At 38.3% G+C, this 25,537-nt stretch carries 27 protein-coding genes, 1 pseudogene and 3 other annotated features; of the genes and pseudogenes, 6 read left to right on the forward strand and 22 right to left on the reverse strand.

Features of this window, described 5'->3' with window-relative positions; translation table 11 throughout:
* Positions 1 to 324, reverse strand: a 324-nt coding sequence (locus ACLHDF_RS28215; RefSeq protein ID WP_413921744.1) for an ABC transporter transmembrane domain-containing protein, incomplete at its 3' end; no start/stop codon positions are given.
* 219 nt (positions 325 to 543) lie between these two features.
* On the opposite strand from ACLHDF_RS28215, the gene ACLHDF_RS28220 reads away from it, so the two are divergent.
* Positions 544 to 750, forward strand: coding sequence for a hypothetical protein (locus tag ACLHDF_RS28220; RefSeq protein WP_074894881.1), 207 nt, complete (start codon positions 544 to 546; stop codon positions 748 to 750).
* A 31-nt stretch (positions 751 to 781) separates the two neighbouring features.
* Here the strand turns inward: ACLHDF_RS28220 and ACLHDF_RS28225 are convergent, their stop codons facing one another.
* Positions 782 to 1,843, reverse strand: a complete 1,062-nt coding sequence (locus tag ACLHDF_RS28225) for a copper resistance D family protein (RefSeq protein ID WP_413921745.1) — start codon at positions 1,841 to 1,843, stop codon at positions 782 to 784.
* 4 nt (positions 1,844 to 1,847) lie between these two features.
* Positions 1,848 to 2,411 (reverse strand): copper resistance protein CopC, encoded by a 564-nt coding sequence (locus ACLHDF_RS28230; protein ID WP_413921746.1) that lies wholly within the window; start codon positions 2,409 to 2,411, stop codon positions 1,848 to 1,850.
* Between the two features lie 282 nt (positions 2,412 to 2,693).
* Between ACLHDF_RS28230 and ACLHDF_RS28235 the strand changes: the two genes are divergently transcribed.
* A complete protein-coding gene (locus tag ACLHDF_RS28235; RefSeq protein ID WP_413921747.1) occupies positions 2,694 to 2,963 on the forward strand; it encodes a CPCC family cysteine-rich protein in 270 nt (89 codons plus the stop codon).
* Between the two features lie 50 nt (positions 2,964 to 3,013).
* Here ACLHDF_RS28235 and ACLHDF_RS28240 read toward each other — a convergent pair whose 3' ends face one another.
* From ACLHDF_RS28240 to ACLHDF_RS28250, 3 genes are all read right to left on the reverse strand, one after another.
* On the reverse strand, positions 3,014 to 3,715 hold the full coding sequence (locus tag ACLHDF_RS28240) for a poly-gamma-glutamate hydrolase family protein (protein ID WP_413921748.1): 702 nt from the start codon (positions 3,713 to 3,715) through the stop codon (positions 3,014 to 3,016).
* Positions 3,716 to 4,274: 559 nt separating this feature from the next.
* On the reverse strand, positions 4,275 to 4,448 hold the full coding sequence (locus ACLHDF_RS28245; RefSeq protein ID WP_013057683.1) for a hypothetical protein: 174 nt from the start codon (positions 4,446 to 4,448) through the stop codon (positions 4,275 to 4,277).
* Between the two features lie 93 nt (positions 4,449 to 4,541).
* The gene (locus tag ACLHDF_RS28250; protein ID WP_413921749.1) at positions 4,542 to 4,823 is read right to left on the reverse strand and encodes a Fe-S cluster assembly protein HesB; all 282 of its coding nucleotides are present in this window, start codon (positions 4,821 to 4,823) and stop codon (positions 4,542 to 4,544) included.
* A 191-nt stretch (positions 4,824 to 5,014) separates the two neighbouring features.
* Between ACLHDF_RS28250 and ACLHDF_RS28255 the strand changes: the two genes are divergently transcribed.
* The gene (locus ACLHDF_RS28255; RefSeq protein WP_413921750.1) at positions 5,015 to 5,467 is read left to right on the forward strand and encodes a Dps family protein; all 453 of its coding nucleotides are present in this window, start codon (positions 5,015 to 5,017) and stop codon (positions 5,465 to 5,467) included.
* A gap of 28 nt (positions 5,468 to 5,495) precedes the next feature.
* On the opposite strand, the gene ACLHDF_RS28260 is transcribed toward ACLHDF_RS28255, so the two are convergent.
* Positions 5,496 to 6,041, reverse strand: coding sequence for a hypothetical protein (locus ACLHDF_RS28260; protein ID WP_413921751.1), 546 nt, complete (start codon positions 6,039 to 6,041; stop codon positions 5,496 to 5,498).
* A gap of 210 nt (positions 6,042 to 6,251) precedes the next feature.
* Between ACLHDF_RS28260 and ACLHDF_RS28265 the strand changes: the two are divergent.
* Together ACLHDF_RS28265 and ACLHDF_RS28270 are read left to right on the forward strand one after the other, a co-directional pair.
* Positions 6,252 to 6,418, forward strand: a pseudogene (locus ACLHDF_RS28265) (spore coat protein); the annotation flags it as partial.
* A 539-nt stretch (positions 6,419 to 6,957) separates the two neighbouring features.
* Positions 6,958 to 8,283, forward strand: coding sequence for a hemolysin family protein (locus ACLHDF_RS28270; protein ID WP_413921752.1), 1,326 nt, complete (start codon positions 6,958 to 6,960; stop codon positions 8,281 to 8,283).
* 29 nt (positions 8,284 to 8,312) lie between these two features.
* Here ACLHDF_RS28270 and ACLHDF_RS28275 read toward each other — a convergent pair whose 3' ends face one another.
* The 4 genes from ACLHDF_RS28275 to ACLHDF_RS28290 all read right to left on the reverse strand — a co-directional run bounded on the left by ACLHDF_RS28275 (position 8,313) and on the right by ACLHDF_RS28290 (position 11,636).
* Entirely contained in the window at positions 8,313 to 9,266 is a 954-nt protein-coding gene (locus ACLHDF_RS28275) for a sporulation protein (protein WP_413921753.1), read from the reverse strand.
* Positions 9,267 to 9,324: 58 nt separating this feature from the next.
* The gene (locus tag ACLHDF_RS28280) at positions 9,325 to 9,624 is read right to left on the reverse strand and encodes a hypothetical protein (RefSeq protein ID WP_413921754.1); all 300 of its coding nucleotides are present in this window, start codon (positions 9,622 to 9,624) and stop codon (positions 9,325 to 9,327) included.
* A gap of 283 nt (positions 9,625 to 9,907) precedes the next feature.
* Complete coding sequence (locus tag ACLHDF_RS28285; protein WP_413921755.1) at positions 9,908 to 10,327, reverse strand: CBS domain-containing protein; 420 nt, start codon at positions 10,325 to 10,327, stop codon at positions 9,908 to 9,910.
* A 337-nt stretch (positions 10,328 to 10,664) separates the two neighbouring features.
* Positions 10,665 to 11,636 (reverse strand): alpha/beta hydrolase family esterase, encoded by a 972-nt coding sequence (locus tag ACLHDF_RS28290; RefSeq protein ID WP_413921756.1) that lies wholly within the window; start codon positions 11,634 to 11,636, stop codon positions 10,665 to 10,667.
* A gap of 474 nt (positions 11,637 to 12,110) precedes the next feature.
* Between ACLHDF_RS28290 and ACLHDF_RS28295 the strand changes: the two genes are divergently transcribed.
* A complete protein-coding gene (locus ACLHDF_RS28295; protein ID WP_413921757.1) occupies positions 12,111 to 13,655 on the forward strand; it encodes an FAD-dependent oxidoreductase in 1,545 nt (514 codons plus the stop codon).
* Positions 13,656 to 13,697: 42 nt separating this feature from the next.
* Here ACLHDF_RS28295 and ACLHDF_RS28300 read toward each other — a convergent pair whose 3' ends face one another.
* From ACLHDF_RS28300 to allC, 11 genes are all read right to left on the reverse strand, one after another.
* Complete coding sequence (locus tag ACLHDF_RS28300; RefSeq protein WP_413921758.1) at positions 13,698 to 13,943, reverse strand: hypothetical protein; 246 nt, start codon at positions 13,941 to 13,943, stop codon at positions 13,698 to 13,700.
* A 141-nt stretch (positions 13,944 to 14,084) separates the two neighbouring features.
* On the reverse strand, positions 14,085 to 15,356 hold the full coding sequence (gene aroA, locus ACLHDF_RS28305) for a 3-phosphoshikimate 1-carboxyvinyltransferase (protein ID WP_413921759.1): 1,272 nt from the start codon (positions 15,354 to 15,356) through the stop codon (positions 14,085 to 14,087).
* Positions 15,357 to 15,371: 15 nt separating this feature from the next.
* Complete coding sequence (locus ACLHDF_RS28310) at positions 15,372 to 16,229, reverse strand: prephenate dehydrogenase (protein WP_413921760.1); 858 nt, start codon at positions 16,227 to 16,229, stop codon at positions 15,372 to 15,374.
* Positions 16,230 to 16,249: 20 nt separating this feature from the next.
* On the reverse strand, positions 16,250 to 17,416 hold the full coding sequence (gene aroC / locus ACLHDF_RS28315) for a chorismate synthase (protein WP_413921761.1): 1,167 nt from the start codon (positions 17,414 to 17,416) through the stop codon (positions 16,250 to 16,252).
* Positions 17,417 to 17,464: 48 nt separating this feature from the next.
* Positions 17,465 to 17,665 (reverse strand) — a binding site (T-box leader).
* A gap of 6 nt (positions 17,666 to 17,671) precedes the next feature.
* Complete coding sequence (locus ACLHDF_RS28320; RefSeq protein ID WP_013057698.1) at positions 17,672 to 18,745, reverse strand: bifunctional 3-deoxy-7-phosphoheptulonate synthase/chorismate mutase; 1,074 nt, start codon at positions 18,743 to 18,745, stop codon at positions 17,672 to 17,674.
* A 126-nt stretch (positions 18,746 to 18,871) separates the two neighbouring features.
* Positions 18,872 to 19,077: a binding site (T-box leader), on the reverse strand.
* A gap of 70 nt (positions 19,078 to 19,147) precedes the next feature.
* Positions 19,148 to 19,353, reverse strand: a binding site (T-box leader).
* A 201-nt stretch (positions 19,354 to 19,554) separates the two neighbouring features.
* Positions 19,555 to 20,013, reverse strand: a complete 459-nt coding sequence (locus ACLHDF_RS28325) for a GNAT family N-acetyltransferase (RefSeq protein ID WP_413921762.1) — start codon at positions 20,011 to 20,013, stop codon at positions 19,555 to 19,557.
* A gap of 55 nt (positions 20,014 to 20,068) precedes the next feature.
* Positions 20,069 to 20,599: a chromate transporter gene (locus ACLHDF_RS28330; protein ID WP_413921763.1), complete on the reverse strand. Its 531-nt coding sequence runs from the start codon at positions 20,597 to 20,599 to the stop codon at positions 20,069 to 20,071.
* Entirely contained in the window at positions 20,596 to 21,180 is a 585-nt protein-coding gene (locus ACLHDF_RS28335) for a chromate transporter (protein WP_013057701.1), read from the reverse strand. Before ACLHDF_RS28335 ends, ACLHDF_RS28330 begins: the two co-directional genes overlap by 4 nt.
* A gap of 24 nt (positions 21,181 to 21,204) precedes the next feature.
* Positions 21,205 to 22,815, reverse strand: coding sequence for a gamma-glutamyltransferase (gene ggt, locus ACLHDF_RS28340; RefSeq protein ID WP_413921764.1), 1,611 nt, complete (start codon positions 22,813 to 22,815; stop codon positions 21,205 to 21,207).
* A gap of 43 nt (positions 22,816 to 22,858) precedes the next feature.
* Positions 22,859 to 24,109, reverse strand: coding sequence for a pyridoxal-phosphate-dependent aminotransferase family protein (locus tag ACLHDF_RS28345; protein ID WP_413921765.1), 1,251 nt, complete (start codon positions 24,107 to 24,109; stop codon positions 22,859 to 22,861).
* A gap of 12 nt (positions 24,110 to 24,121) precedes the next feature.
* A complete protein-coding gene (allC, locus tag ACLHDF_RS28350; protein WP_413921830.1) occupies positions 24,122 to 25,363 on the reverse strand; it encodes an allantoate deiminase in 1,242 nt (413 codons plus the stop codon).
* Positions 25,364 to 25,537 lie beyond the last annotated feature (174 nt).

Genomic DNA, 25,537 nt, shown 5'->3' on the forward strand with positions numbered 1-25,537 from the left:
TGAAATCGGAAGCTTTATGAGCTTGTTCCACACTCTGAACCTGAGTTCTTTTACAACACCTTGCCCTACTTGAGCAAGGAGATAAAGAGATACTGCGCTTGTTACCATTTGAGCAGCAAATAAACTAAGAAGCCCTACCACAAGCTGTGGTGAGACGCCCGTTGCAACTTTCTCCATAACTTCTTTAATAACAAGAGGAATAGAAAGAGAAACTCCCGTATTGATTAAGGCTAATATAAAAGAAATAACTAACTTCCCTGTCGGAGGGTTTGTTAGCAACCGCAATTTTTTAAATGAAAAATGAATTCGTTTTTGCGTTTTCATCTTAGTTCCTTTCTAATTCTCTTAATAAGCGATATGCACACCTTAGGCAGACACCTCAAACTTTGCTTTCAAAGTTCCATCTTATTTTACACCATTTCCTTTCTTAACCTGAACTTCTAAGCTTTTACCTATTTTTCAAACTCGTCTATACGAAAATGACAAGCTGGTCATACACTATGGTACACTGAATTCTTTTACTAGATGAGAGGTTGAATAAGGATGTCTGTTTATATTAAATCTATTTCTATTGGAACAATTTCTGGCGGGATCGTTATTTTTGGAAACGCAGGAAATATATCGCCTCCAAGCGGCTCTACGTCCGGCTCTGGTTCTAGTTCTAGCTCTAGCTCTGGTTCTAATTCCCAAATGCCGATGCCTCCTTCTCCGGGAAAAGGCCCGAGAGATAATACAGCTTTTAATGGCTAATAAAAAAACAGTGAGATATTTCTCACTGTTTTTAGACTTGAATACTTGTCATCATCGCAATATAAAAAGCAAAAACAAACAAACCCGCACTTAATACGCTAAGCCATACTGTCTTTTTGTAAAAACAAATAAGTAAATACACAAAAAACAGCAGTGCGACAAATAAGAATAGGATTCCCACAATCGTTACGTGAAACGTTAGAGGGAGCGTCACTTGTTTCCCATAGATAAACGGAAGAATCGATGAATCCATTGCCATATGACTTATATTAGTTGGCGGCGATTGCGTTACCATGATAGCTGTAAATAAAAAAATGATAAGTAAAATAATGCTTTCTGCTCGAATCCACATCACGGGCTTATATTCTGGATGTTTTATCGTTTTTTTCATAAGAAAGCCATTGATGACGGCAAATGCAAGCAGCGGAATAATTGTAATATGCTTTAGTAAAAGAGACTGTCCGTAATCCGTGGCCCATGAATTTACATAGTTGGACAGCCCCATGATAACGACCATTGAAATGAATCCACTTAATGAAAGAAGCACAAAGCAAGCGATCGCAAAAGGAGTAAACCAGCTTAAGAAACGTTTCCAATTGGAGGTTTCTTTTGAAAAAGTGGCAACAATCAGAACCACTCCTCCCCACAGTCCAACTGCTAAAATATGAAGAGAATGTGAAAGCATCCCGCTAAGCGCAGAAGCCGATGCTGCGTGACTTGCATAAGCAATTCCTCCCACCAACGCCACAGTCAGCAACGTATACATATGAGGGTGGCTTTCTATTGAAACAGCAATCATACACAAAATAGCCATTAACACAACAAAGATCCAAGCGTGTCCTGTTCGTGTTTCTAATAATACAAGACGAACTGTTTCACCTAATCCTCTTATTTTTGAAAAAGATAAAATAATCTCAAGCGAATTTCCAACCGAAAAAATAGCGACAGCCGCTGCACTTGCAAGTAGCCATCGCTTTGATAATAAAATTGTTGGTTTTTTTGCAAGCGGCACATATTGCAGTACGGCAAACCCTAATAGTAAGGAAAGAGCTACGTATGTAAACCACTCAAAAACAGGCAACAAAATACTCATCTTTTTAAGCCTTTTTCTTTCTGAAGATTAAGAGTAATGCTCCGACCACCACTACAATCGCAATAACCATGATGACAAAAAACGATGAAGAATCATTGTTCTCTGCTTTTTCATCATCATTTGCTACTTCACTTTTTTGGTTTTGTTCGGATTGAGTAGCGTTTTGCTTTTTTTCACTATCTTTTCCGGCTGCTTGAGTATTCTCTTCCTTCGCTTCATCTTTTATATCTACTTTAAAAGCAATGGAATCTTTCATTACATGACCATCTTCCCCTACAATTTCCCAGTTAACTGCGTAAGAACCGTTTTCAAGAGGCTGATTAACAGAAGCTATTAAATCATGACCTTCTACTTTTTGCGATGCAAGTGAAATTTTTTGTCCATCTTTTGTAACGGTCATTGTACTGATTTTCTCAATGTGTGTTTCAAAGCTTAATTTAATTTCTTTTAGAGGTTCTGTAACCGTTGCACCGTTTTCTGGTACTGTTGTTTGCACGTGTGTATGAGCAAAACTAGCTGTCGGGACAGCTAAAAAGCATGCTAAAAGTAAGCCTATTATTTTTTTCATATTTATGACTCCCTATCTCTTTTTTCTTTTTTCATCATATCCAAAAATGCTTTTATGTAGACGTTTCCGAACACGATCTATTTTCCTAGTAAGTTTACTCCTTTTTTAGTCAGTCTCACAATAACTATCGCCAATTCGTTATAAAATGTTCACAAATCCTAGGAAATATGCCGCTGTAATTTTTTGAATATTCTTTCAGAATATCTTTGAATATAGTAAAATAGTTAAATAAGATGGCTGGCCCTTTTCTAGTTTAAAATCTATAAAGAAAGGATAGGAACAATGAAAAAGTACACATGCCCTTGCTGTGGTTATCAATCGTTAGACAGTGATGGTGACTATGATATTTGTGAGATATGTTTTTGGGAAGACGATCCATATCAAAAGCTGAATGCCAATGAACTAGGAGCCAATTCTATTTCTTTAATAGAAGCGCAGCAAAATTTTATAGTTTATGGAGCATGCGATAAAGAAAGCTTGCAGCACGTGAGAAAGCCTTCTGTTCAAGATGTAAAAGATTTCAATTGGAAACCTATTATAAGTCAAGGGTAGCGAAACTAGTTTATGAAAAAAGAATGCTTGTGAAAGCATTCTTTTTTGATTCAGTACGAAGTGGAAACAAATACAGAAAGCACATTTGTAAACCTATAAAAAGTTTGAGTTTTAGACGAAGCTCTTTCTTTTGCAGTGAATGAATGAAACATGGCATTTCGCAGCGGCTGGCTAATCTCTAATTGAATACTTTTCCCGGTACGATTTTTATTGGCAATATTTCCAGGATTAATGCCTGCAATCTCATCGTGCCCTTTTGTAATCAGTTCCGCTGGAAATCCATTTCGATTTAATAATTGCGTTAATTTTTTTGCACGTTCCCGGTCAGTTCCCCCTACAAAAATATGTTTTTCGTTCCCAAAATAGCCGTGAAGAGATAAAACATTCTCATACTTGCTTACCATTTTACATGCTGTGGGCTCATCAAAATGAGTGCTTGTGATGTGCAGATCTCGTGATCCTTTAGACTTTAACGATTCGAATAGGTAAAGAGCATTTTGTTTGCCAAGCTCTTTGGCAATTTCGCTTGTCCCTCCTTCGATTCCCCCACCGTGTGGAGCAAAGATAAGGACGGGACTTTTTGTTTCTTTGGTCGTCACTTTATAGCTAGCTGAAGACTCATGCTGTGAGAGCTGCTTGAAATTTTGATATTTATCAGTTGATGCACTAGATGTATCTTGAAAAGGTGAAATGAACAAAACGAGTAGACAGATAAATAAGGTAGAGAAACTTACTAAACGATAGTTTTTCAATTTGTATTCCTTCTTTCTATTGTGTAATAAGAACTAAAATGTTGGAATCTTAAAAAATCCAAAAACAAGATTTGTAGTAGTCTTATTTACTTATCGTTATAAAACGCATTTTATTTAATAGTTCTTAATACCTATTTAAAGCAGTTAAAAAAAACTTCAGTGCATATGCACTGAAGTTTTTTTACTTTTTTTTGTTTTTATTTATTTAAAGCAAGCGCCAAACTAATTTTATCCAGCCAAAGAAGGCGATCCATAAAGGTATGCTCAAAGATGTTCCCCACGCTAAACCAATTAAGAAGTTTCCTTTTTCAATCATACAAACCACTCCTTATGAACATTGTAGGTGAACAAGTACAATTCTATACCTCAACTATAACAGAAAGCGCTTTCATTTGATAGCCGCTTACACGTTTTTAGTTCTATATTCATACAGAAAACCGGATTTCAAGTAGATAAAGACGGATATATAAGAAAATGAATAATTACAAGGTGTAAAAAAGTATAATAATCTACTTAAAAAAAAGAAACCTTCTTTGAAGGCTTCTTTTTTGGCTGGTTTTTATTGTTCGCCGCTGCGCTGCAAGCGATTCTCAATAAACAGGCGCTCAACAAATTTATTTAGCTGGGCTTGATACAAACGGCGCTCATCTAGTGTTTTTGCGTCTTGTATTTGCTGCTTAAAGCGTTTGATTTGCTGTCTTTGTTCAACCGTTACATGATGAGAAAGAAGCATAGGTCCCCCTCCATTTCACTAACGTTTGAATTAAGTAAACCAAGGTTTGCCAAAACAAACAACAAACCTGTTAGCTCCTCTTACATAATTTTTTTACTCAGCCTCTTTAGTTCCAACTAATGCTAAACCTGGACCATACGGCGTTGTATGAACATCTAACATTAGCTCATTTGTATAAGGAACAATAGATGCTTCCATTGCTACTTGTACTCCGTCGACTTCATACACTTCATCACCTTCAAAAGGCTCTTCAAAAGCTAACCCAATATTAGGAATTTCACAGCTAATTCCTTTGAAATACAAGCGAATTCCTGTTATCTCCTGCTCTTCAAGTATATTTTTAATTAATTGTTTTGCTTCTGATGTAATATGCATGACTAACCCTTCTTTCTTTCAATACTCTTGCTCTATCCTATCATATCTTTAGAGTTTTTGAAGAGAATAACTACAATTTAAAAGTAATCTATTCTTATTTAATAATAATTATAAATAAGTATTGATTTTAATTTGATATTTGATATAATATAAACATAAGATAACAACAACTCATTGGGAGGCTATTAATTATGAATTTAGAAAACGTATTAAACCAACAAATTGCCGATTTTAACGTATTATACACAAAACTACATCGCTTTCACTGGTATGTAAAAGGGCCTCAATTTTTTACGCTTCATGAAAAATTTGAAGGATTTTATAATGAGACAGCGGACTATATAGATGAGTATGCAGAAAGATTACTAGCTGTTGGAGGAAGCCCAATTGCTACAATGAAGCAGTTTTTACAATCAGCTACTCTTTCTGAAGATGGAAACGAGGAAACAAGTGAAGAAATGCTAGAAACATTAATTAATGACTATACGCTACTTGTTAAAAACTTAAAAAATGGAGTTGAAAAAGCTGAAGCAGCGCATGATCACGTAACTGCTGACTTATTCATTGGAACAATCGGCAATATGGAAAAACATATTTGGATGCTAAAAGCTGCTTTACCTGTAAAAACATCTGTACATGCATAAAAAGAGCCTAATCGGCTCTTTTTTACGTTTATTGATTTACTTTTTTTTGTCTTTGCAGCCACATAAAAAAAGACATATCATCGTGAATGTCATCTTCTAGTACAGCCTTATAGACATGATCACTCGTATAGTAGCGATTGTATCCACTTTGTTGCTTGAAAGATAAAATACATTCCCGCTTCTTTTCAGTGAGAAGCAATTTGAATAGCTCTTGTTTCTCCATTTTGCCCCTCACAATATTTTCTGGAAGTACGGCGATATGAAGCTTCCATTCTTCTCCTTTCTGAATCATATACACGCTCCACTGATAATTATCTTTTTCATTAGCAAAGATCAGCTTATAGGGATTAAAACGCTTTGTAAGTTGATACCCCATGTGAAAAATAGATTCTTCATCCATTTCATCATTTCCTACGTAAAAATTAAGGATGCGATTTGTCATGACATTCAACTCAAAACTCTCCCCTGAGAGAGGGCAACCATACTCTTTTAACAAATTCAATAAATGATTGGATACCACCAGTTGATTTGCTTCGTGCCTTAACTCACTTGATTGTGACAGCAATTCATTCATGTTTTTTGATTCCCCTATCTATCGATCGTGAATTGTTATTGATATTCGCTTTTTTTTCATAAAACCCTTTCATTTTTACTCTTTAATTAAAAATAACTAGATGTAAATTTAGTTATTTAAAGCAACATTTTATGAATAAATAAAGTTTGAGTATAAAATCTGAAGAAGTTTAAAGACTATAGCCGGTACCGGTTTTAAGGAGGACTTAGTATGAATAATGACGAACTTCCTACAAACATGCAAACTGGAGCTGTCCCCCTCAATTGAACCATGGAGGACATGAACTATTTGATGGTCATGAAACGCTTGCCGGCTCGATTAATGTAATGGATCAGTTTATGATGTTTAGGCAATATATAAAAGAACAAGAACTGCTTGAACGATGAATCGAGATTCTTGATAGAGAATCCAACTCGTTTGGATTTTTTCATGATGATGGTGAACGTAGGCTTCATATATAGTTGCTTCTAGCCGTGGATTGGATTGATTTAGTTATGTCCTAGCCTATTTTTACGTACATATTTCAGAAAATGACAAAAAACTATGCATTTTGAATTATTTTCTGAATATTTGTAGTATTTTGATTAATAATGTATTATAATATAATTAACGAATAGAAAGGAGTGAGAGATGGATCATATATACTCGGATTACAGTTAAAGGAGGTGTCATAACACACTCGCAATACGTTTGCTAAAAGTCAGTTGAACTGTAGAACCGATATGTGATAGACCATGATGGTAAAGTTAAGATTAATTCCCCTAAATGAACATGTAACATAATAAACTGCTTCTTTTTCCTTTTAAAAATAGAAGCAGTTTTTTTATGTGTATTTTTCTTTTACGGATTTAATACATGTTTTCTCCACTTTGGCTAACACTTAAGATATACATTTACGTAAAAGGTGGTGACTTTCATGATCGCCGTAAAATTACTATTAGTCGCAGTTTTAATTGCGTTAACTGCTTTTTTTGTAGCGACAGAATTCGCTATTGTAAAAGTAAGGAGTTCAAAAATCAATCAGCTTCTAGAAGAAGGAAATAAAAAAGCCGTCTCTGCTAAACACGTTATTACGCATCTAGATGAATATCTATCCGCTTGTCAGCTTGGTATCACCATCACGGCTCTTGGGCTTGGTTGGCTTGGTGAACCGACGCTAGATCGGTTGCTTCACCCTCTTTTCATTACCTTCCATACTAATGAGCCGCTTGCTGGTATTTTATCTTTTATTATTGCATTTGTTGTTATTACTTTTTTACATGTTGTTTTAGGAGAATTAGCTCCTAAAACGTTTGCTATACAAATGGCTGAACAAATTACGCTGAACTTCGCAAAACCGATTATCGTGTTTTATAAACTTATGTATCCGTTCATTAAAATATTAAACGGCTCAGCTCGTATGTTGACCAAGGTTTTTGGTATCACAATGATTTCGGAAAATGAAGCTGCTCATAGCGAAGAAGAACTTCGCATTTTGTTATCGGAAAGTTTTGAAGGCGGTGAAATCAATCAATCGGAATATCGATATATGAGCAAAATTTTTGATTTTGATGATCGTTTAGCTAAAGAAGTTATGGTTCCTCGTACGGAAATTGTAAGTGCTTCTAAAGACGACGTGGTAGAAGTTTTTTTGCAAATCGCAAATGTGGAAAAATATACGCGCTATCCAATTGTTGAAGATGGAGATAAAGATAAAGTAATCGGTCTTGTTAATATTAAAGAAATTTATAACGATATTGTATTTAACGAAAAAGACGGCACCAATACGTTAGAATCATACGTCAAGCCTATCTTTAAAGTAATTGAAACAGTACCTATCCATGATTTGCTTGTAAAGATGCAAAAAGAACGCATTCAAATGGCTATTCTGTTTGATGAATATGGTGGAACCGCTGGCCTTGTCACAGTAGAGGACATTATTGAAGAAATTGTGGGAGAAATTCGAGATGAGTTTGATACGGATGAAATTCCTTATGTACAAAAAATTAAAGACGACCATTATATTCTTGACGGGAAAATGCTCATTAGCCAAGTAAACGATCTACTCGGCACAGATATTAGCGACGAAGAAGTAGATACCATTGCGGGGTGGGTGTTAACAGAAAAGTTTGACGTGACCAAAAATGATATCATTCAGCATGAGCAATTTTATTTTAAAGTTTTAATTATAGAAGATTTTCACATTAAGTACATAGAAGTAAAAAAAAGAAAGAAGAAAGATAAAAAGGATGATCATCATTAATCATCCTTTTTATTTATTCAAAACCCCTTTTACCAATCGTCTCCTCCATCAAAGAAATCTCCATCAAACAGATTCTCTCCCGCTTCTTCAATATCTTCCCCTATCTCACCAAGCGCCGAGTCTTCAAACATATCATCCATCAAATTTTCAATGAGCAGTCCACCTAACATACCGGCTGCAAAGCCTCCCATTGCGCCTCCTAATCCACTCATACGTGGGTGATGTGAATGGGGATCGTAGTGAGAAGGCTTATAATATTCATAGTCCCGAGGATTTTCCATCATCTCTTCCATCGCTTCTTCCAGCAAACGAGCAATAGTGGATGGATGGCTTAATTCATCGTTCGTAAAAAACAGTTCGTTTTTTATTTCTCTTTCTCGGCCGAAAGAAGGCAAATCTAGCTCCAACAGCATTCGGATACCTTCTCGTTCAACGGCTACCTCGAACTCAATCTCATTTACATATCCCTTCAAAAAGTCTGTGGGGAAAAATGCAAATTCTTGTTTGTATCCATTAAATTTTCCTGAATGGTGTTTTTCTCTAAACCCAAGTGCTTCAAAGCCCTCCACTAGCTGATACAAGCTTTTTGGAGCTTTAATACGCACAAGGTCTCGGTCTGTTGAGTCAACTCCTCCTTCAATATCTAAGTATGTCTTAAAGAAATAGCCAACATTGCTCGCAGAGATTGGAAGATCCAAAGGTAAATGATATGTAAACGGAATTTCTTTTTTCTCTCCTTCATTAATTGTAAATGAAGAAGCTGCGCGCAGGCTTTCAACACGATGCGTATGCATTTGACCGTTTTTCATTTGAACTTCAAGCCAAAATTCAACATCAATTAAATTAATATGTTGCTGAACGTTTCCACCTTGAATAACGATAGCTCCTTCAATTACATGACCGAGCGTATAGGCCGGTTCATTTAAACGTAAATCCACTTTAGCAGCTCCAACCCCAATTTTAGCAAACATTTTTTTAAACATTCTTTTTCCTCCTCCAAAATGCTCTTACTATATATACGAAGTATAACGTTTATAAGTTTCAACTTACAAAAAAAGAACTCAATTCCTTGAGTTCTTTTTGTTGATTCAGTGCTCCTGTATTAAAAAAACCAGCCCCAGCAGCAGCGACGTCTTCTACAGCCGCCATGATTGCCACCGTGATGACCGTCGTGATTGCCACCGTGGTTACCGCCGTGATCGCCACCGTGGTTACCGCCGTGGTTACCGCCGTGATCGCCACCGTGGCTACCGCTGTGATCGCCTCCATGATGACATTTTTTATGGCCTGAACGATGATCGCCATCATGTTTAGGACAATGATCGTTATGCTTATAATCATTATGACAGCATTTTCCTTCGTGACTACTCTTTGGATCGTAGCCATGAGTTTTGTAATAATACTGATTAGAGCACCAGCAACAATTCTTTTTATTATACTGACTCACATAAATCATCCTTATCTATAAATAAGATTTATATAGGCACTTTTATACCTATATATAAATACATTATGTAAACTAGTACAAGGAAGTGCATTGCTGTGGGCCATGACCTAAGCCTGTTTTTAGCAGTATGTATGGGACAGATAATACAAGAAAAAAAGCCATCTGAAGATGGCTTTTTTATAATTGATTTTTCACTTTATTTGCGCTTTCTGCATAAAACTCTAAAATTTCTCTTCTTCTCACAATTCCAATAAATACACCTTGATCATCCGTTACAGGAACAAAGTTCTGGTCAATTGCCTTTGAGAGAATGTTTTGAACTTCATCATATATAGCGACAGGGTTATAATCTTGGTAGCGGTCAATCTCCGTTAATTTAATATTTTCCGTATCTTGAAAGCGATAGTCTCCTAGACTTTTTAACTTCCAAAGAAGATCTCCTTCAGTAAGAACACCTACGTATTTACCATCGTCGTCAACCAACGGAACTGTAGAATATCGATGATACTCCATTTTTTCAAGAGCCTGTCTTAATGTGGATTGAATATTTAATGTTACAACGTCACTTTTTGGTACTAAGAAAAATGCAATATTCATTTTTTACTCTCCTTTTCCTTACCCGCTCATCGTACAATTTCTATTTATTTTTTCAGTTTTCGTCTTATTTTAATGTTTTAATCATACAAAATGCAGCTCGCAGTTATCTTACATTTACAACTATAAGCTGTCAATCATAAGCTATGTAATTGTGGCTTCTTATTTCTCTATTACAGTACCCGTTTTCTAAATAATCAAATCCTAATTTTTAGAAAAACACTTCTAGTTAAAATGATTGTTCCTGCAGCTGCTTCCATATACTAATAAGGGCCGGAAGAGCTATTTTCAGCTCTTCTTCTCTGCGATAAGAACGCAACTGAACCTCATTATATGCTCTTTATATTTTTTGACTCATAAAAAAGTCCCACATGATTCGGCTAGCGTTAGGCCCTTTTGGATCTGTATAGCTGCCCTCTGAATTTCCTCCTGACCATGCATGCCCCATTCCATTGATAATATATTTATCAATAGCTAATTCTCCTTTGCTGCTTTCGTAGCGATATGTTGTATAATCCCGTCCAAAGAGGATTTTTTCTTCTCTCGTTTTAACTGGACTCTCCTGAATCCATCCATCTATTCTTCCGTTATAAGCAAGGTTATTGGTTGTAATCCACTGGTGAACCACTTGATCTGCATTAGCAACATTTACTGTAGAATCAGCGTTACCATGAAATACAATGAGCGGCAGCGGTTTTGCCCGGTTTCCCATTTGTTGATACGCAATTCTCCCTTGCTTAACAGGAGAAGGGCCTTTACTGGCCATAACAGAATACGCATTAAATACGTTAAGAGCCGCCTGGTATTCGATACCTGCTGACACACCTATTCCAGCAAACAGTTCTGGATACGTTACCCCCATAACGATACTCATTGCTCCTCCTGCTGACAGACCGGCAATAAAAACTTTATTTTTCTGAATAAAGTGCATATTTTGTACTTTTTTTACAATCCCTGCAATAATAGCTGGCTCTCCAAACCCTCTAATTTGATGAAGAGGCTCAAACCAATTCCAACATTTATTCATATTTGAGTTAGAAGACTGCTGTGGGTATACCACAATAAATTCCTTTTCGTCGGCAAGCTCATTCATTTGCGTACCTATAGCAAAATCATCCGCATTTTGTGTACATCCGTGCAGCATAACCATTAGCGGGTAAGATTTTAGAATATGATAGGATTTAGGTAGATAGACTTTAAATTTTTTTCCTTTATGAGTATATGTTTTAAATGATTCAGATGACGCTTCTTGTTGTTCACTTGAAGACACAAGCGTTGACGTATTTATAATATTAGGTAGTGAACCCAACATGGTACCCCTCCTCTTTTTGTCAACGTTTTCATTTTTCTTCCCAATTACGTCCTGTATTACAATACTACATATTATTTAGTTTTTTTGCACGTTCTACATTCTCTAAGAGTACAACCTGTTTTGGTTTAAGCCGTTTTTTATACCCTTTCAATCTGGGATTTTTTTGCTATATATATACTTTATTACTATATATGAAAATTGTCACTATAATCATGAAAAAAGGACAAACATACCGTTTGCCCTTTTATTTGGACCTTGATGTTTATATACGATTTGCCGCATTAAGCCTCCATACTTTTATTATATGATGCTTCCTATCATTTATATGAATTTATTGCTCTGCATGTTTAAATCTGTAGCGTTTACTATTTCATATGTAGCTGAGAGATGCTATTAGAGTAGATTCCGTTATTTTGTATACATTTTTTAGAAAACTATGGTAAAAATAAGACTTATCATATGGAGGTGAATAAATTGGCAAATATCCCAAAGGATACTGAGCCCTACTGGCGCGATTATTTAAAGTTTCCAACATACCCATCTCTTTCAGAAAGTCGAAAAGTTGATGTTGTAGTAGTAGGAGGCGGTATCAGCGGTATTACAACGGCATATTTATTACAAAAAGAAGGACTGAACGTCGCGTTAATCGAAGCTGATAACATTTTAAATGGTACAACCGGCCACACAACAGCAAAGATTACAGCCCAGCATGACGTCATCTATGATGAGCTGCTTTCACACATTGGCGAAGAAAAAACGCTGCTTTATTATAAAGCAAACGAACAAGCTCTGCAGTTTATGAAAGACTTAATTCAAACCGAAAACATTGACTGCGACTTTTCCGTACAAGATGCTTACTTATACGGAGAAACGCTGAAGTTTGATCATCGAGTTCGTAAAGAATTTAGAGCCTATCAGCGACTACATATTCCATGTGAATTTGCAACAGAGCTTCCTTTTAATTTTGATATCCGGGCAGCAGCTATTATGAAAGATCAGGCTCAGTTTCATCCGTTAAAATATCTGCTTCATTTAGTAAAAAAGTTCACAGAAAGCGGCGGACTGATATTTGAAAACACTGTAGCAACGGATGTAGAAGAAAGCACATCGCCTACCGTCGTTACAAGAGATGGGCACCGAATTTCTTGTAAGTATGTAGTGGCGTGTTCACACTTTCCATTTTATGATGGAACAGGCTTTTACTATACGCGCATGTATGCTAAACGTTCATATGTATTAGCAGCGAAAGTTGAACAAGCCTATCCCGGAGGTATGTATTTAAGTGCCGATCAGCCTACTCGTTCCCTGCGGTCAACGAAAGTTAACGGGGAAGAACTCATTTTAATTGGCGGAGAAGGCCACAAAACTGGCCAAGGAATAAATACCATGTTTCACTATGAGTCACTTCAGCGATTCGCCGAAGAAAATTTTACTGTTCAACATTTTCGTTACAAGTGGTCTGCACAAGATTTATTTACGCTTGATAAAATTCCATATATCGGTCCTATCAAAGAAAGCAAGCCGAATATCTTTATTGCCACTGGATTTAAAAAATGGGGCATGACCCATAGCACTATTGCGGCACATATTATTCGGGATGCAATAACCGGAAACGACAACCCATATGCGGAGTTGTATAATCCGTCTCGTTTTTATGCGGACCCTAGCCTTAAGCACTTCTTTCGTCAAAATCTTGATGTGGCTGAACACTTTATTACTGGTAAGTTTTCAATGCCTGAAAAAGGACTGGATCAGCTTCAAAATGATGAAGGGTCGATCGTATATGTAAACAGCAAACGTACAGGTGCTTATAAAGATCCTCAAGGAAAGCTTCACTGCGTGGATACTACATGTACGCATTTAGGCTGTGAGGTGAATTGGAACGCAGGTGACCGCACGTGGGACTGCCCTTGTCACGGTTCGCGTTTTTCTTATGACGGATCTGTGGTAGAAGGCCCTGCTAAAAAGCCGCTTACCCCAGTGGATGTAAATTCAACGGATAAAAAAAGCACGCCTTAGGGCATGCTTTTTTTATCCTTATCAATGGATTCACATTTGAATTTACTCTTTACATCCTTCTTTTCTAAAGTATCGGTTATACACCAAAACCATCGCATAAATGACTAAAAAAGAAAATGTAAAGATAATTAACCTTCCAGATTCAGGGACGTGATCAAGATAGTCTGTTTCGAAAAACACAACAAACATCAAAAATGGCAATAGAAATAAAAACCAAATAAAATCTCGATCCATAAACATTTTTATAAAAAATAAAATGGCCCCGATGTAGACAATCATCAAAAACATAATCATTCACCAAATTCTATTTAATACTAGAGGTGTTGTAATGATTATATCGGATTTTACCAATGAAATATAGAGTCATTGGTTTTAATTTTGTAAATTCCTTATAACTTTTAAACTGTTATTTTAACATAATAAGGGAATTCACTGCTGTAAAGACTCTAAGTGAGCAAAGAATTGCGGGTAGGAGACGGATACGGCGTCACGATTTTCAATAATTGTTTCTCCATCTGCAATACAAGAGGCAACAGCAAGCATCATACCGATACGGTGATCTCCGTGGCTGTTTACATTTGCCCCGTGAAGTTTTGTACCTCCGTGAATAATCATTCCATCCTCCGTTGCTTCAATGTTAGCTCCCATTTTCGTTAACTCATTCACTACTGTATCAATACGGTTTGTTTCTTTTACTTTTAACTCTGCAGCATCTTTAATAACCGTGATTCCTGCTGCTTGTGTGGCTGCTAGTGCAATAATTGGGATTTCGTCAATTAGGCGTGGAATTAAGTCTCCGCCTACTTCCGTACCTTTTAAGTGAGAAGCTTCTACAACTAAATCTGCATAAGGCTCTGCGGTTTCTTTTGTTTCTTTGACTATCTCGATAGAAGCGCCCATATTTAAAAGTACATCTAGAATACCTGTGCGAGTCGGATTCATCCCAACTTTTTGAATTTCAATGCGGCTGTTTGCAATAATAGCTCCTGCTACTAAAAAGAATGCTGCTGAAGAAATATCACCAGGCACTTCTACATGCGTTCCTGTTAACGTTTGACCGCCTTCAATTGAAACTGTTAATCCTTCTTCTTCGACTTTAACACCAAATGCCTCTAGCATACGTTCTGTATGATCTCTCGATTTCGCCGGTTCCGTTACAGAAGTTGTTCCTTCTGCTTGCAGTCCAGCAAGTAAAATAGCTGACTTCACTTGTGCGCTTGCAACTGGAGATGTATAGTGTATACCTTTTGCTTTACCACCTCGAATAACAAGCGGTGTAAAATTAGCATCTTCTCGGCCATCTAAATGAATATTCATATCACGAAGCGGACCGGTCACACGCTTCATAGGGCGTTTGGCAATAGATTCATCTCCAATCAATGTTGAATGAAAGGGTGTATTTGATAAAATCCCCATCATGAGGCGAATCGTTGTGCCCGAATTTCCAACATCTAAAATATCAGATGGCTCTTTTAGCGCTTGTATACCTTTCCCTTTTACCACGACGCTTTGTTCATCAATCATTTGAATATCGACACCTAGTTTTTGAAAACAAGAAATGGTGCTAAGGCAATCATCTCCTGGCAAAAATCCGTTAATTGTTGTTGTTCCTTCTGCAATCGAACCAAACATGACGGAACGATGGGAAATGGATTTATCTCCTGGAATTTGAATCGTTCCTCGTAAAGCTTTTACTGTCACAATATGTCTCTCCTTTTATGCGTGAAGCGAATCACGAAATTCCTTGGCATCTGAGAAATAATCAAATAATTCGTGACCGTCACCTTTTTCTACTAATAGTTTTACTTGTTCCATTTCTTTCATCCAGTCATCAAGCAATGTTAAAAGCATAGAACGGTTTTGTTTTAGTATATCTCTCCACATATGAGGATTGCTTGAAGCAATTCTCGTAATATCTCTAAAACCGCCTGCTGCCATTTCCGTGACAAGATGATTCTTTGCTGAATATCCTTTTACTTGTCTTACAAGACTGGTCGCAATCACATGAGGTAAATGACTGACAACTCCGGTGATTTGGTCATGAGTAGCTGCATCAAGCGGTACAAATTGTGCACCAGTAGGCTCTAGCAAATGCATAAGCGCATCTATTTTTTCTTTTTGCTCATTTTCAAACGGCGTTAAGATATAGCGCGCCGAACAAAATAAATCCGCTCGTGCATTGACTGCACCGCTCGTATGAGAACCAGCCATCGGATGCCCCCCAATAAATGAAATACATTTCTTATTCAGCGCTTGGGCTGCTTTCATAATTTCACCTTTGGTACTTCCGACATCCGTTACGATAACTGTTTCTTTAAGCTTCCAAGTAGAAAGGTCGTGTATCCATGCGGTCGTATACTCTACTGGAGTAGCAAGCACGATATAATCTGCTTGGGCTGCTTCTGCTTTTATATCTTCAGCTACATAATCAATGATACCTAGCTGTTTGGCTAATTGTACTTCATTTGTATTGATATCAGCTCCAACGACTGTTACGTGACGATGCTTCTTCATAGCTAGCGCTAATGATCCTCCAATAAGGCCAACGCCAATAAGTAATACACGTGTTTTCACCTTTCATTCTCCTCTATTCATTAAAATTGCTTTGCGTATTCTTCATGTTTTTTTACATTTTCTTGAATTAACTGAATTCGGTCTGCTCCAAACTGATCGATAATAGCAGACGCTAGTTCCCAAGCAATTACTGATTCTGCTACAACAGCCGCCGCCGGTACTGCACAGCTGTCTGAACGTTCAATACTTGCAGCAAACGGCTCTTTTGTATCAATATCTACACTTTGCAGCGGCTTATATAAGGTAGGAATAGGTTTCATGACGCCTCGTACAATAATAGGCATTCCTGTTGTCATGCCTCCTTCTAAACCTCCTGCATTGTTCGTTTTACGCGTATAGCCGTTTTGTTCATCCCATAAAATTTCATCATGTACTTCACTTCCCGGTCTGCGAGCTGCTTCAAAACCTACACCGATTTCAACACCTTTAAACGCGTTAATGCTCATAATAGCAGCGGCTAGCTTTGAATCTAACTTACGGTCATAGTGTACGTAACTTCCTACTGCTATAGGCATTCCTTCCACTACTACTTCCACTACGCCCCCGATGCTGTCTCCATTTTCTTTTGCATCATCGATTGCTTTCATCATTTTCTGTCCAGCTTCATCATCTAAGCAGCGAACAGGTGACGCTTCCGTTTTTTCCTGAAGTTCTGTTAGCGACTCATATGCCGTTTTTTCAGCTTTCACACCGCCAATTTCAAGCACATGACACGCAATATTTACGCCTACAGCTTTTAGTACTTGTTTGGCAACAGCACCTGTGGCTACTCGTACCGTCGTTTCCCGAGCAGATGAACGTTCTAATACGTTTCGCATATCTCTGTGACCATATTTAATCGCTCCATTTAAATCCGCATGACCTGGACGAGGTTTTGTAATTTGTCGCTTTACTTCTTCATCATGATCAACCGGATCAGCACCCATAATGTTTCTCCAGTGAGTAAAATCTTTGTTTTCAACGACTAAAGCAATAGGTGAACCAAGCGTTTCACCGTGGCGAACCCCGCCTTTAATCTGAACTTGGTCTTTTTCAATCTGCATGCGGCGTCCGCGCCCATGTCCCTTTTGTCTTCTTGTCAAATCTTCATTAATATGTTCGGCTGTTAATTCAAGCCCTGCCGGTACTCCTTCAATAATTGCTGTTAATTGGGGTCCGTGCGATTCTCCTGCTGTTAAATATCTCATGTTATCGATTCCTTTCTGCTATAAAAAATAAAAAACTCGCCCCTACGTCATAGGGACGAGTTTTTCTCGCGATACCACCCTAGTTGCAAACACTGCTTGCCACCTCGAATTGTTAACGATCCGCTGACCGCTCTGTAAAAGAGTACTCAAAGAGTGTAATTCGCTCACATTTTTGTACTGACTTTCACCAACCGTCAGCTCTCTGAGACAGGGAAATGTTTGCTACTAGTTTCTTATCACTGTATCACTATGAAATTAAGATAATTTTACTGCTGCACCTTTTAATTCTTCCATGAATTTGTGGAATTCAGGAATGTTCATTTGCTGTGCTGAATCTGATAATGCTACTGCTGGGTCTGGGTGAACTTCTGCCATAACAGCATCTGCGCCGATAGCAATCGCTGCTTTTGCACATGGTAATAGTAAGTCTTTGCGTCCTGTTGAATGCGTTACGTCTACTACAACTGGTAAATGCGTTTCTTTTTTCAAGATTGGAACAGCTGAGATATCTAATGTGTTGCGTGTTGCACGCTCGTATGTGCGGATACCACGTTCACAAAGAATAATGTTGCCATTTCCGCGAGACATAATGTATTCAGCGGCATTAATGAATTCTTCAATTGTTGCTGCTAATCCACGTTTTAAAAGAATTGGTTTGTCTACAGAACCTGCTGCTTTTAATAGCTCGAAGTTTTGCATGTTACGTGCACCAATTTGAATCACATCTACGTAGTCTAGAGCCGTTTCAATATCTTGAGGAGAAACAATTTCACTGATAATTGATAGACCTAGCTCATCTCCTACTTGACGTAAAATTTTCAACCCTTCCACTCCAAGACCTTGGAAATCGTAAGGTGATGTACGTGGTTTGAACGCTCCGCCGCGCATTAATGTAATGCCTTGTTCTTTAAGCGCTAAGCCCACTTCTTTTACTTGTTCGTAGCTTTCTACTGCACATGGTCCCATTACAAATTCTAAGTTTCCAGGTCCTACTTTTGTACCGTTGATGTCAACGATTGTATCTTCTGATTTCTTTTTACGAGATACAAGAAGTGCTTTACGGTGATCGTCTTCTTGAAGTTCTAAGCTTGCTTTGAAGATTTCTTTGAAAATATGCTGAATTGTTGAAGCTTCGAATGGACCATTATGGTTAGCTAAGATTTGATCTAATGATTTACGTTCGCGAACTGGATCAAAGCGATTCACGCCTTGTGTACCTTTTACTTTTCCAATTTCTTGTGCAATTTCACCACGTTTATTTAATAATTCTAAAATTTCTAAATTTATTTCGTCGATTTGTCCTCGTAATTGTTCTAATGATTTTGTCATTTTAAAAATCCTCCTTTGATTTTATAACCTTAAACGGATCTTCTCGTTTAGTTTGTATTTGAAAATCCGTTTTACACCTACACAGCCGCTTATGCGGATATACAAAAAGTCCCTACTGATTGTATCAGTAGGGACGAATTGATCGCGGTACCACCCTAATTGCAAGCATTGCTTGCCTCTTCATTAAGATAACGGCTATTGCCGCTTTTGACTGTCGCCAAAAGAAAGCTCCAAGAATGTAATTCGCAATCTCTTTTGTACTGATTCACACCAACCATCAGCTCTCTGATACAGGGAAGATTTTGCTACTATGCTCTTTTCATCGCTTGTAATGGATATAAAATTATAATGGACCGAAATACAAAAAGTCCCTACTCACCCTTAAGATTTTTCTTAAGAGTCAGTAGGGACGAAAATTCGCGGTACCACCCTAGTTGCAAGCATTTCGCTTGCCTCTTCATTAAAATAACGGCCAGGCCGTCTTTTCCTGCTCGGAAAAGATGCTCAAGGAATGTACTTCGAAAAAATTTTTGTTCTGACTCGCAGCAACCGTCAGCTCTCTGATACAGGGAAATTTTTTCTACTAGTGCTCCTATCAACGCTCAGTATTGACTATGTATGTGTACTTGGATAATCAGTTCCGATCGTTTTGAAACTGTTTGTCGCTTCCAAGTTGTGTGTAATGTTGTGTGATGTTGATTTGTATTATGAATGGTTTTTTTATCTTCGTCAACACTTTTTATCAAATTTTTTTATTTTTTAAAAACCCTTGCTCCTTCAAACCCATCTCTATCAAGAGTTTTGTCACTTTAATTTTTTTTAAATACGTATTCCATTTCAGATTCATATTCAATAAATCCATGTTTATGATATAAACTTTTTCCTGCCGAAGAAGCACTTAACCATATTCGGTTGACACCACTTTTTTGGCAGTAGTGCATCAAATGTTTTAAAACAGCTGAAGCACAGCCTTGCTTTCGGTGATGAAAAGCTGTATACATGTTCATAACATACGCTTCTTTTCCTTGGAGGTTACTGGGTGAAGGCGGACGTATAAAAAAGACAATGCTCCCTGCTGATACAATTTCTCCATCAGCTTTTAAAATAGCTGTATAGCCATTTGGATTATTTATATTTGCAGTAAAATATTCTTCCGTGGCTTTGCGAAACAGCTCCTCATCCCCGTTTAATTCTCCCAGTTCTTTCATGAGCAACATTCGCAAGTTAACCAGGTCCTGCACGTTTTCTAGCACTGCTTTTTCAACCATCGCTCTCCCTCTTTTCGTCTCTTTTAAAAAAACTCTCATCATCTGAGAGCTTCATTCAAGCAAGAAAAACAGCTCCGTATACGAGTGCTCCAACAATAACGAACGCTGGATGCACGCGCAATTTTTCTAATAAAAGAAAGCTGGCTGCTACTAAAAATAGCGTCTGCCATATACCTGAATCACTGTATGAATTCATAAAAAATTCATATGCCATTAAGCCAAGTAAAATAGCGATAACAGGACGAATGTAATTGGTCATTTTTTTTACGTTTGGTGAATCTTTATATTTAAATAATATTCGAAGTAAAATGACTAAAAGCAAAACCGACGGAGCAATTGTTGCAAAAAGAGCAACCAACGAACCTAAAATCCCTGCCTGCTGATATCCGATAAATCCTGCCATTTTTGTTGCAATCGGACCCGGCAGCGCATTTCCAATCGCTAGCATTTCACTAAACTCTTTGACCGTAAGCCAGTGATAGTGATCCACGACTTCTTTTTGAATAAGCGGAATCGACGCAGGCCCGCCTCCATAGCCTAAAATATTTGAAACGAAAAACGCCATAAATAGCTGAATATAAATCATACCGATTCCCTCTTCTGCTTGTGCTCAGCACTTTCGCCTTTTTTTCCTTTTCGTTTTAGCGGAATCCAAGCTGCTGCCATAAGAACAATAATAATAACTGCTGGATGAATATGTGCGAATTCCATTAGCCCTAAACTGATAATCAGCAGAATAATAGCTGGAGTCCACCCTAAACCAGACGTTGATTTTTTAAAAAAATCCCACGTCATAACCGCGAGCATCACTCCTACTACAGGGACAACTGCTTTTGTCATGCCCATAACCCACGGCTGATCTTTAAATTGTGTTAAAGTAGTCAACAGCAATACCATTAAAAAAACGGTTGGAATAACGGCTGCAAATAAAGCCGTACCAAGACCTAAAATGCCGCCGACTCGATAGCCGATGTATCCAGCCAGCTTTGTCGCAATAGGCCCAGGCAGCGTATTGGCGATTGCTAATAAATCGCCAAATTCATCATCATCCATCCACTTGTACGTATCGACCACTTCTTTTTTTACGAGTGGAATAGCTGAAGGTCCGCCTCCATAGCCGAGCATACCTGAGCGAAAAAACGCTATAAAAATATCTAATTGTCGCATTTCTTGCGCTCCTTTCTCTGTGATCTAATAAGCAACGACCGCTCCGTCCGTTCGTGCTTCTGTGCCACCGTATAAGACGCCAGTTTGTTCATCTCTTAAAATAACCTGCCCTCTTCCAAACATATGTCTGCTCGTGGCCACATGAATATCATGCCCTTTACGTTCTAATGCTTCTACAATATGCGAAGGCATTTCTTTTTCCACAAGAACCTTTTTATGTTCAATCCACTGCCATCTTGGTGCATCTAAAGCAGCCTGAGGATTCAGGTGAAAATCAATCATATTCATGACGACTTGCACATGTCCTTGCGGCTGCATAAATTTACCCATTACACCGAACGGGCCTACCGCGCTTTTATTCTTTGTTAAAAATCCAGGAATAATAGTATGATAGGTTCGTTTCCCCGGCTCTAACCGGTTATGGTGCTGTGGGTCTAGCGAAAAATTATGGCCGCGGTTTTGCAAACATATGCCTGTATTAGGTACCACAAGTCCTGAACCAAAATCCATGTAATTACTTTGAATAAATGATACCATGTTTCCTTCTCCATCCGCTGTCGCTAAATAGATCGTGCCGCTATGAGACGGCTGTCCGGCTTCGGGAACAAGCGCTTTTTCACCAATCAGCTCTCTACGCTTGTTTGCATAAGAATCATTTAACAAGTCTTCAACGGCTACTGTCATTTTATCAGCATCCGTAATAAATTTTTGTCCATCTGCAAATGCTAGCTTCATGGCTTCAATTTGCTTGTGGTATGTATCGACAGAGTCTTTGGCGTCAAAAGAAAAGCCTTTTAGCGTATTTAAGGCTAAAAGCGCAATAAGCCCTTGGCCATTAGGCGGGATTTCCCACACATCATATCCTCGGTAAGAAGTTGAAATCGGCTTCACCCATTCTGCTTTAAAAGCTGCTAAATCTTCTTTTGCTAAAAATCCGCCGTATTTTTTCGAAAAAGCTGCTATTTTATCAGCTAAGTTCCCTCTGTAAAAAGATTCTCCATTCGTTTCGGCAATTTCAAGCAGCGTAGCAGCATGGTCCGGTGATCGCCACATTTCCCCTACTTTAGGAGCTGATCCATTATTGGTAAACGTCTCAAACCAGTGCTTATATTCATCACCTTTTAACGCGTGTGTAAATCGTTCGAATGCTCGTTCCCAATTGTACCCTAAAATCGGGGAAATTGGGAACCCTTCTTGTGCATATGAAATAGCAGGCTGTAGCACTTCTTTTAATGACAGCCGTCCAAAGCGTTTTGACAGCTCCACCCATGCACTGGGGGCACCTGGAACCGTAACGGGAACAAAGCCGCGAGCTGGCATCTCTTTTATCCCCATGGCATGCAGAGCTTCGATAGAGATAGAGGCAGGAGCAGGACCGCTCGCGTTGAGTCCATAAAGCTCTTCATTTATCCACACAAGAGCAAATGCATCTCCGCCAATTCCGTTTGACGTAGGCTCTACAACCGTTAAACAAGCTGCGGAGGCAATAGCAGCATCTACCGCATTGCCTCCTTTTTTCAGCATTTCAAGACCCGCTTGAGCGGCAAGAGGCTGACTGGTTGCTACCATTCCATTTTTTCCAAACGTACACGTACGCTGCGATGCATATGGGTGTGTGAAAAAATATTCGCTCATAGAAAATCTCCTCTTTTCCTTATATGATGAGTAAAACGAATCTCTACAGACTAGACATCGCCACTTCTTGCTCATAAACCTCCAATGCTGCTTGCAGAGCAGAACCTGCATTCACTCTGGCTCCGTTTCGAATAAGCACGGCTTCAAGACCGGCCAATGTAAAGAGAACGTTATCTTTTCGACAGCTGTATCCCATTGTACCGATACGCCATATTTTTCCATGCATCGGCCCAAAAGAACTTGCAATTTCAATTCCAAATTGTTCAAGAAGCGCAGAACGAACTGCTTCTCCGTCAATCCCTAGTGGAATTAAGACACAAGTAACGGTTGGAACTTTTGAATGCTCATCGCCAAATAAAGATAATCCCATTGCTTTAATACCGGCTACAAGTGCTTTTTCATGGAGGCGGTGCCTTGCAAATCTTTCCTCTAACCCCTCTTCCAAAATAACGCGCAGCCCTTCTCTTAAAGCATACAGCATGGACGTTGCTTCCGTGTGATGATTTAACCTGCGCTCACTCCAATAGTCTTGAAGCTGACTTAAATCAAAATAATTGCTGATAATATTAGGGCGCAGACGAACAGTTTGAGCATCTGCTTTTGTCGCAATCCCTTTTTCAACTTTTTTACGTTCCATGATAATTTTTTCAATTCGATCATTGTACGTAATAGGTGCCATACCAGATGGAACGGATAAACACTTTTGAGTGCCAGCAATCAAGGCGTCAATGTTCCACTCATCTACTTTTACATCCGTACCACCAATGGTGGCTACTGCGTCGACGATAAACAAGACATCTTGTTCGCGGCATACAGCACCAATTTCTTTAAGGCGCTGCATTCTTCCTGTAGACGTTTCACCATGAACCATTGCAACAATTTTGGGATTTACTTTTTTTATTTCATGTATAACTGTCTCAGGGTCAAATACTTCTCCCCATTCGCATTCAATATTGTGTACATCAGCTCCGTAGCGCTCGGAAATTTCTGTTAATAAATAGCCGAAGCGGCCGAAAATTGGGACAAATACTTTATCACCAGGTTCAATTACACTTGCAAGAACTGCTTCAATTCCAGCTCTAGACGTTCCATCAACGGGAAAAGCCCATTTGTTTTTGGTTTGAAATAGTTCACGAAGCATTTCCATCGTTTCATTCATAATTTGCGTAAATGCGGGGTCAAACTGTCCTAGAATAGGCGTTCCTAGCGCTCTTAATACGCGTGGATCTGCTTCTACGGGTCCGGGTGTCATAATCGTACGCGGCGGTGTATGAAGCTGTTTTGTTATGGTCATGTCAAATTCCTCCTAGTAGGCAAGCTTATATAATAATTCTATTAAGACTTTTACTCCTTTTTCTAACTGTTCTCCTTTGGTGAATTCCTTTGGGGAATGGCTGATTCCATCTTGGCTCGGTACGAATAGCAAACATGTGGGAACTCTTCGTCCGAATACTTGCGAGTCATGTCCTGCACCGCTTACTAGTTCTCGAGAGGAGATATTCTTTTCCGAGGAAATAATTTTAGAAAGTTCAGATAATTTTTCGCTCATGGCGACAGGCTTTTCATCCATCCAGCAGTCGACATTTACTTCCAAAGTCCCTGCCGTTCGCTTGATAATCTCCTTCATTTCTCGTTCTGCTTCTTGCAAAACCTTATACTCATGATGTCTTAAATCTACCGTGAATTCTACATATCCCGGTATTACATTCGGTGCATTTGGAGAGAGAGTAATCTTACCAACCGTTACATATAAAGAATTATAATACCTTTCGCTCAATTCAATAAACGCTTTAGCAAGTTTGCAGCTCACATAAAATGCATCTTTCCGTACATTCATCGGTGTTGTGCCCGCATGGTTACTTTCACCTTTAACAGATACTGTAAAGCGTTTCTGACCGACGATACTAGAAACAATTCCGATATCACATTGAGATATTTCAAGCTGCTTTCCTTGCTCAATGTGCAGTTCAATAAAAGAGGCGATGTCCGTGCGGTACGGCTCACTGTGGAGACCTTTTCCGAAATTCAGCTGTTTCATTGCCTCATTAAGCTTAACCCCTTCTTTATTTATAACATATTTTGCATCACTTTTGCTGTGTAATCCATTCATATTGCCTGATCCCCAATATGTAAGAGGAAATCGACTACCTTCTTCTTCACAAAGTGATACGACTTCTAATGTTTTTTTAGGAGAACCGTAATGCTCATGTAAATACTGCAGAGCAATGATACCAGCCACAACACCAAACGCCCCGTCATATTTTCCTCCGTTTATCACGGTGTCGATATGCGAGCCTGTTAAAATAACTTGTTTGTCAGGGCTCGTTCCTTGCAGACGTCCAAACAAATTTCCTACATCATCGTAATACGTCTTGAGGTGAAGTCCCTTCATTTTTTCTTCTAATGCCTTTTGAGCTGCATTCCACTGTTCCGTGTATAAAAGCCTCGTGACGCCTTTTTGTTCATCTAACCCAAACTGTGACAACCAGCTAATGTTTTCTTCGATTTGCCGACAAAGCTTAGATTTACCCGTCATATCTGCGACCATTGCTATCCCTCCTGCTATCTTCATTTTAAAAAAATGACTGATTGTTTTCATTAACACTTCCTACAATGATTTAGTGTTTTTTTAGCTATTATCACTAAATACACTAAAACTTACATACGTTATATTTTATAACATTATATGTTATTTATTTTATCTTACAGGATAGAATAAACT

It is taken from the genome of Priestia megaterium, assembly GCF_046599315.1.
Classification (GTDB): Bacteria; Bacillota; Bacilli; order Bacillales; family Bacillaceae_H; genus Priestia; species Priestia megaterium_F.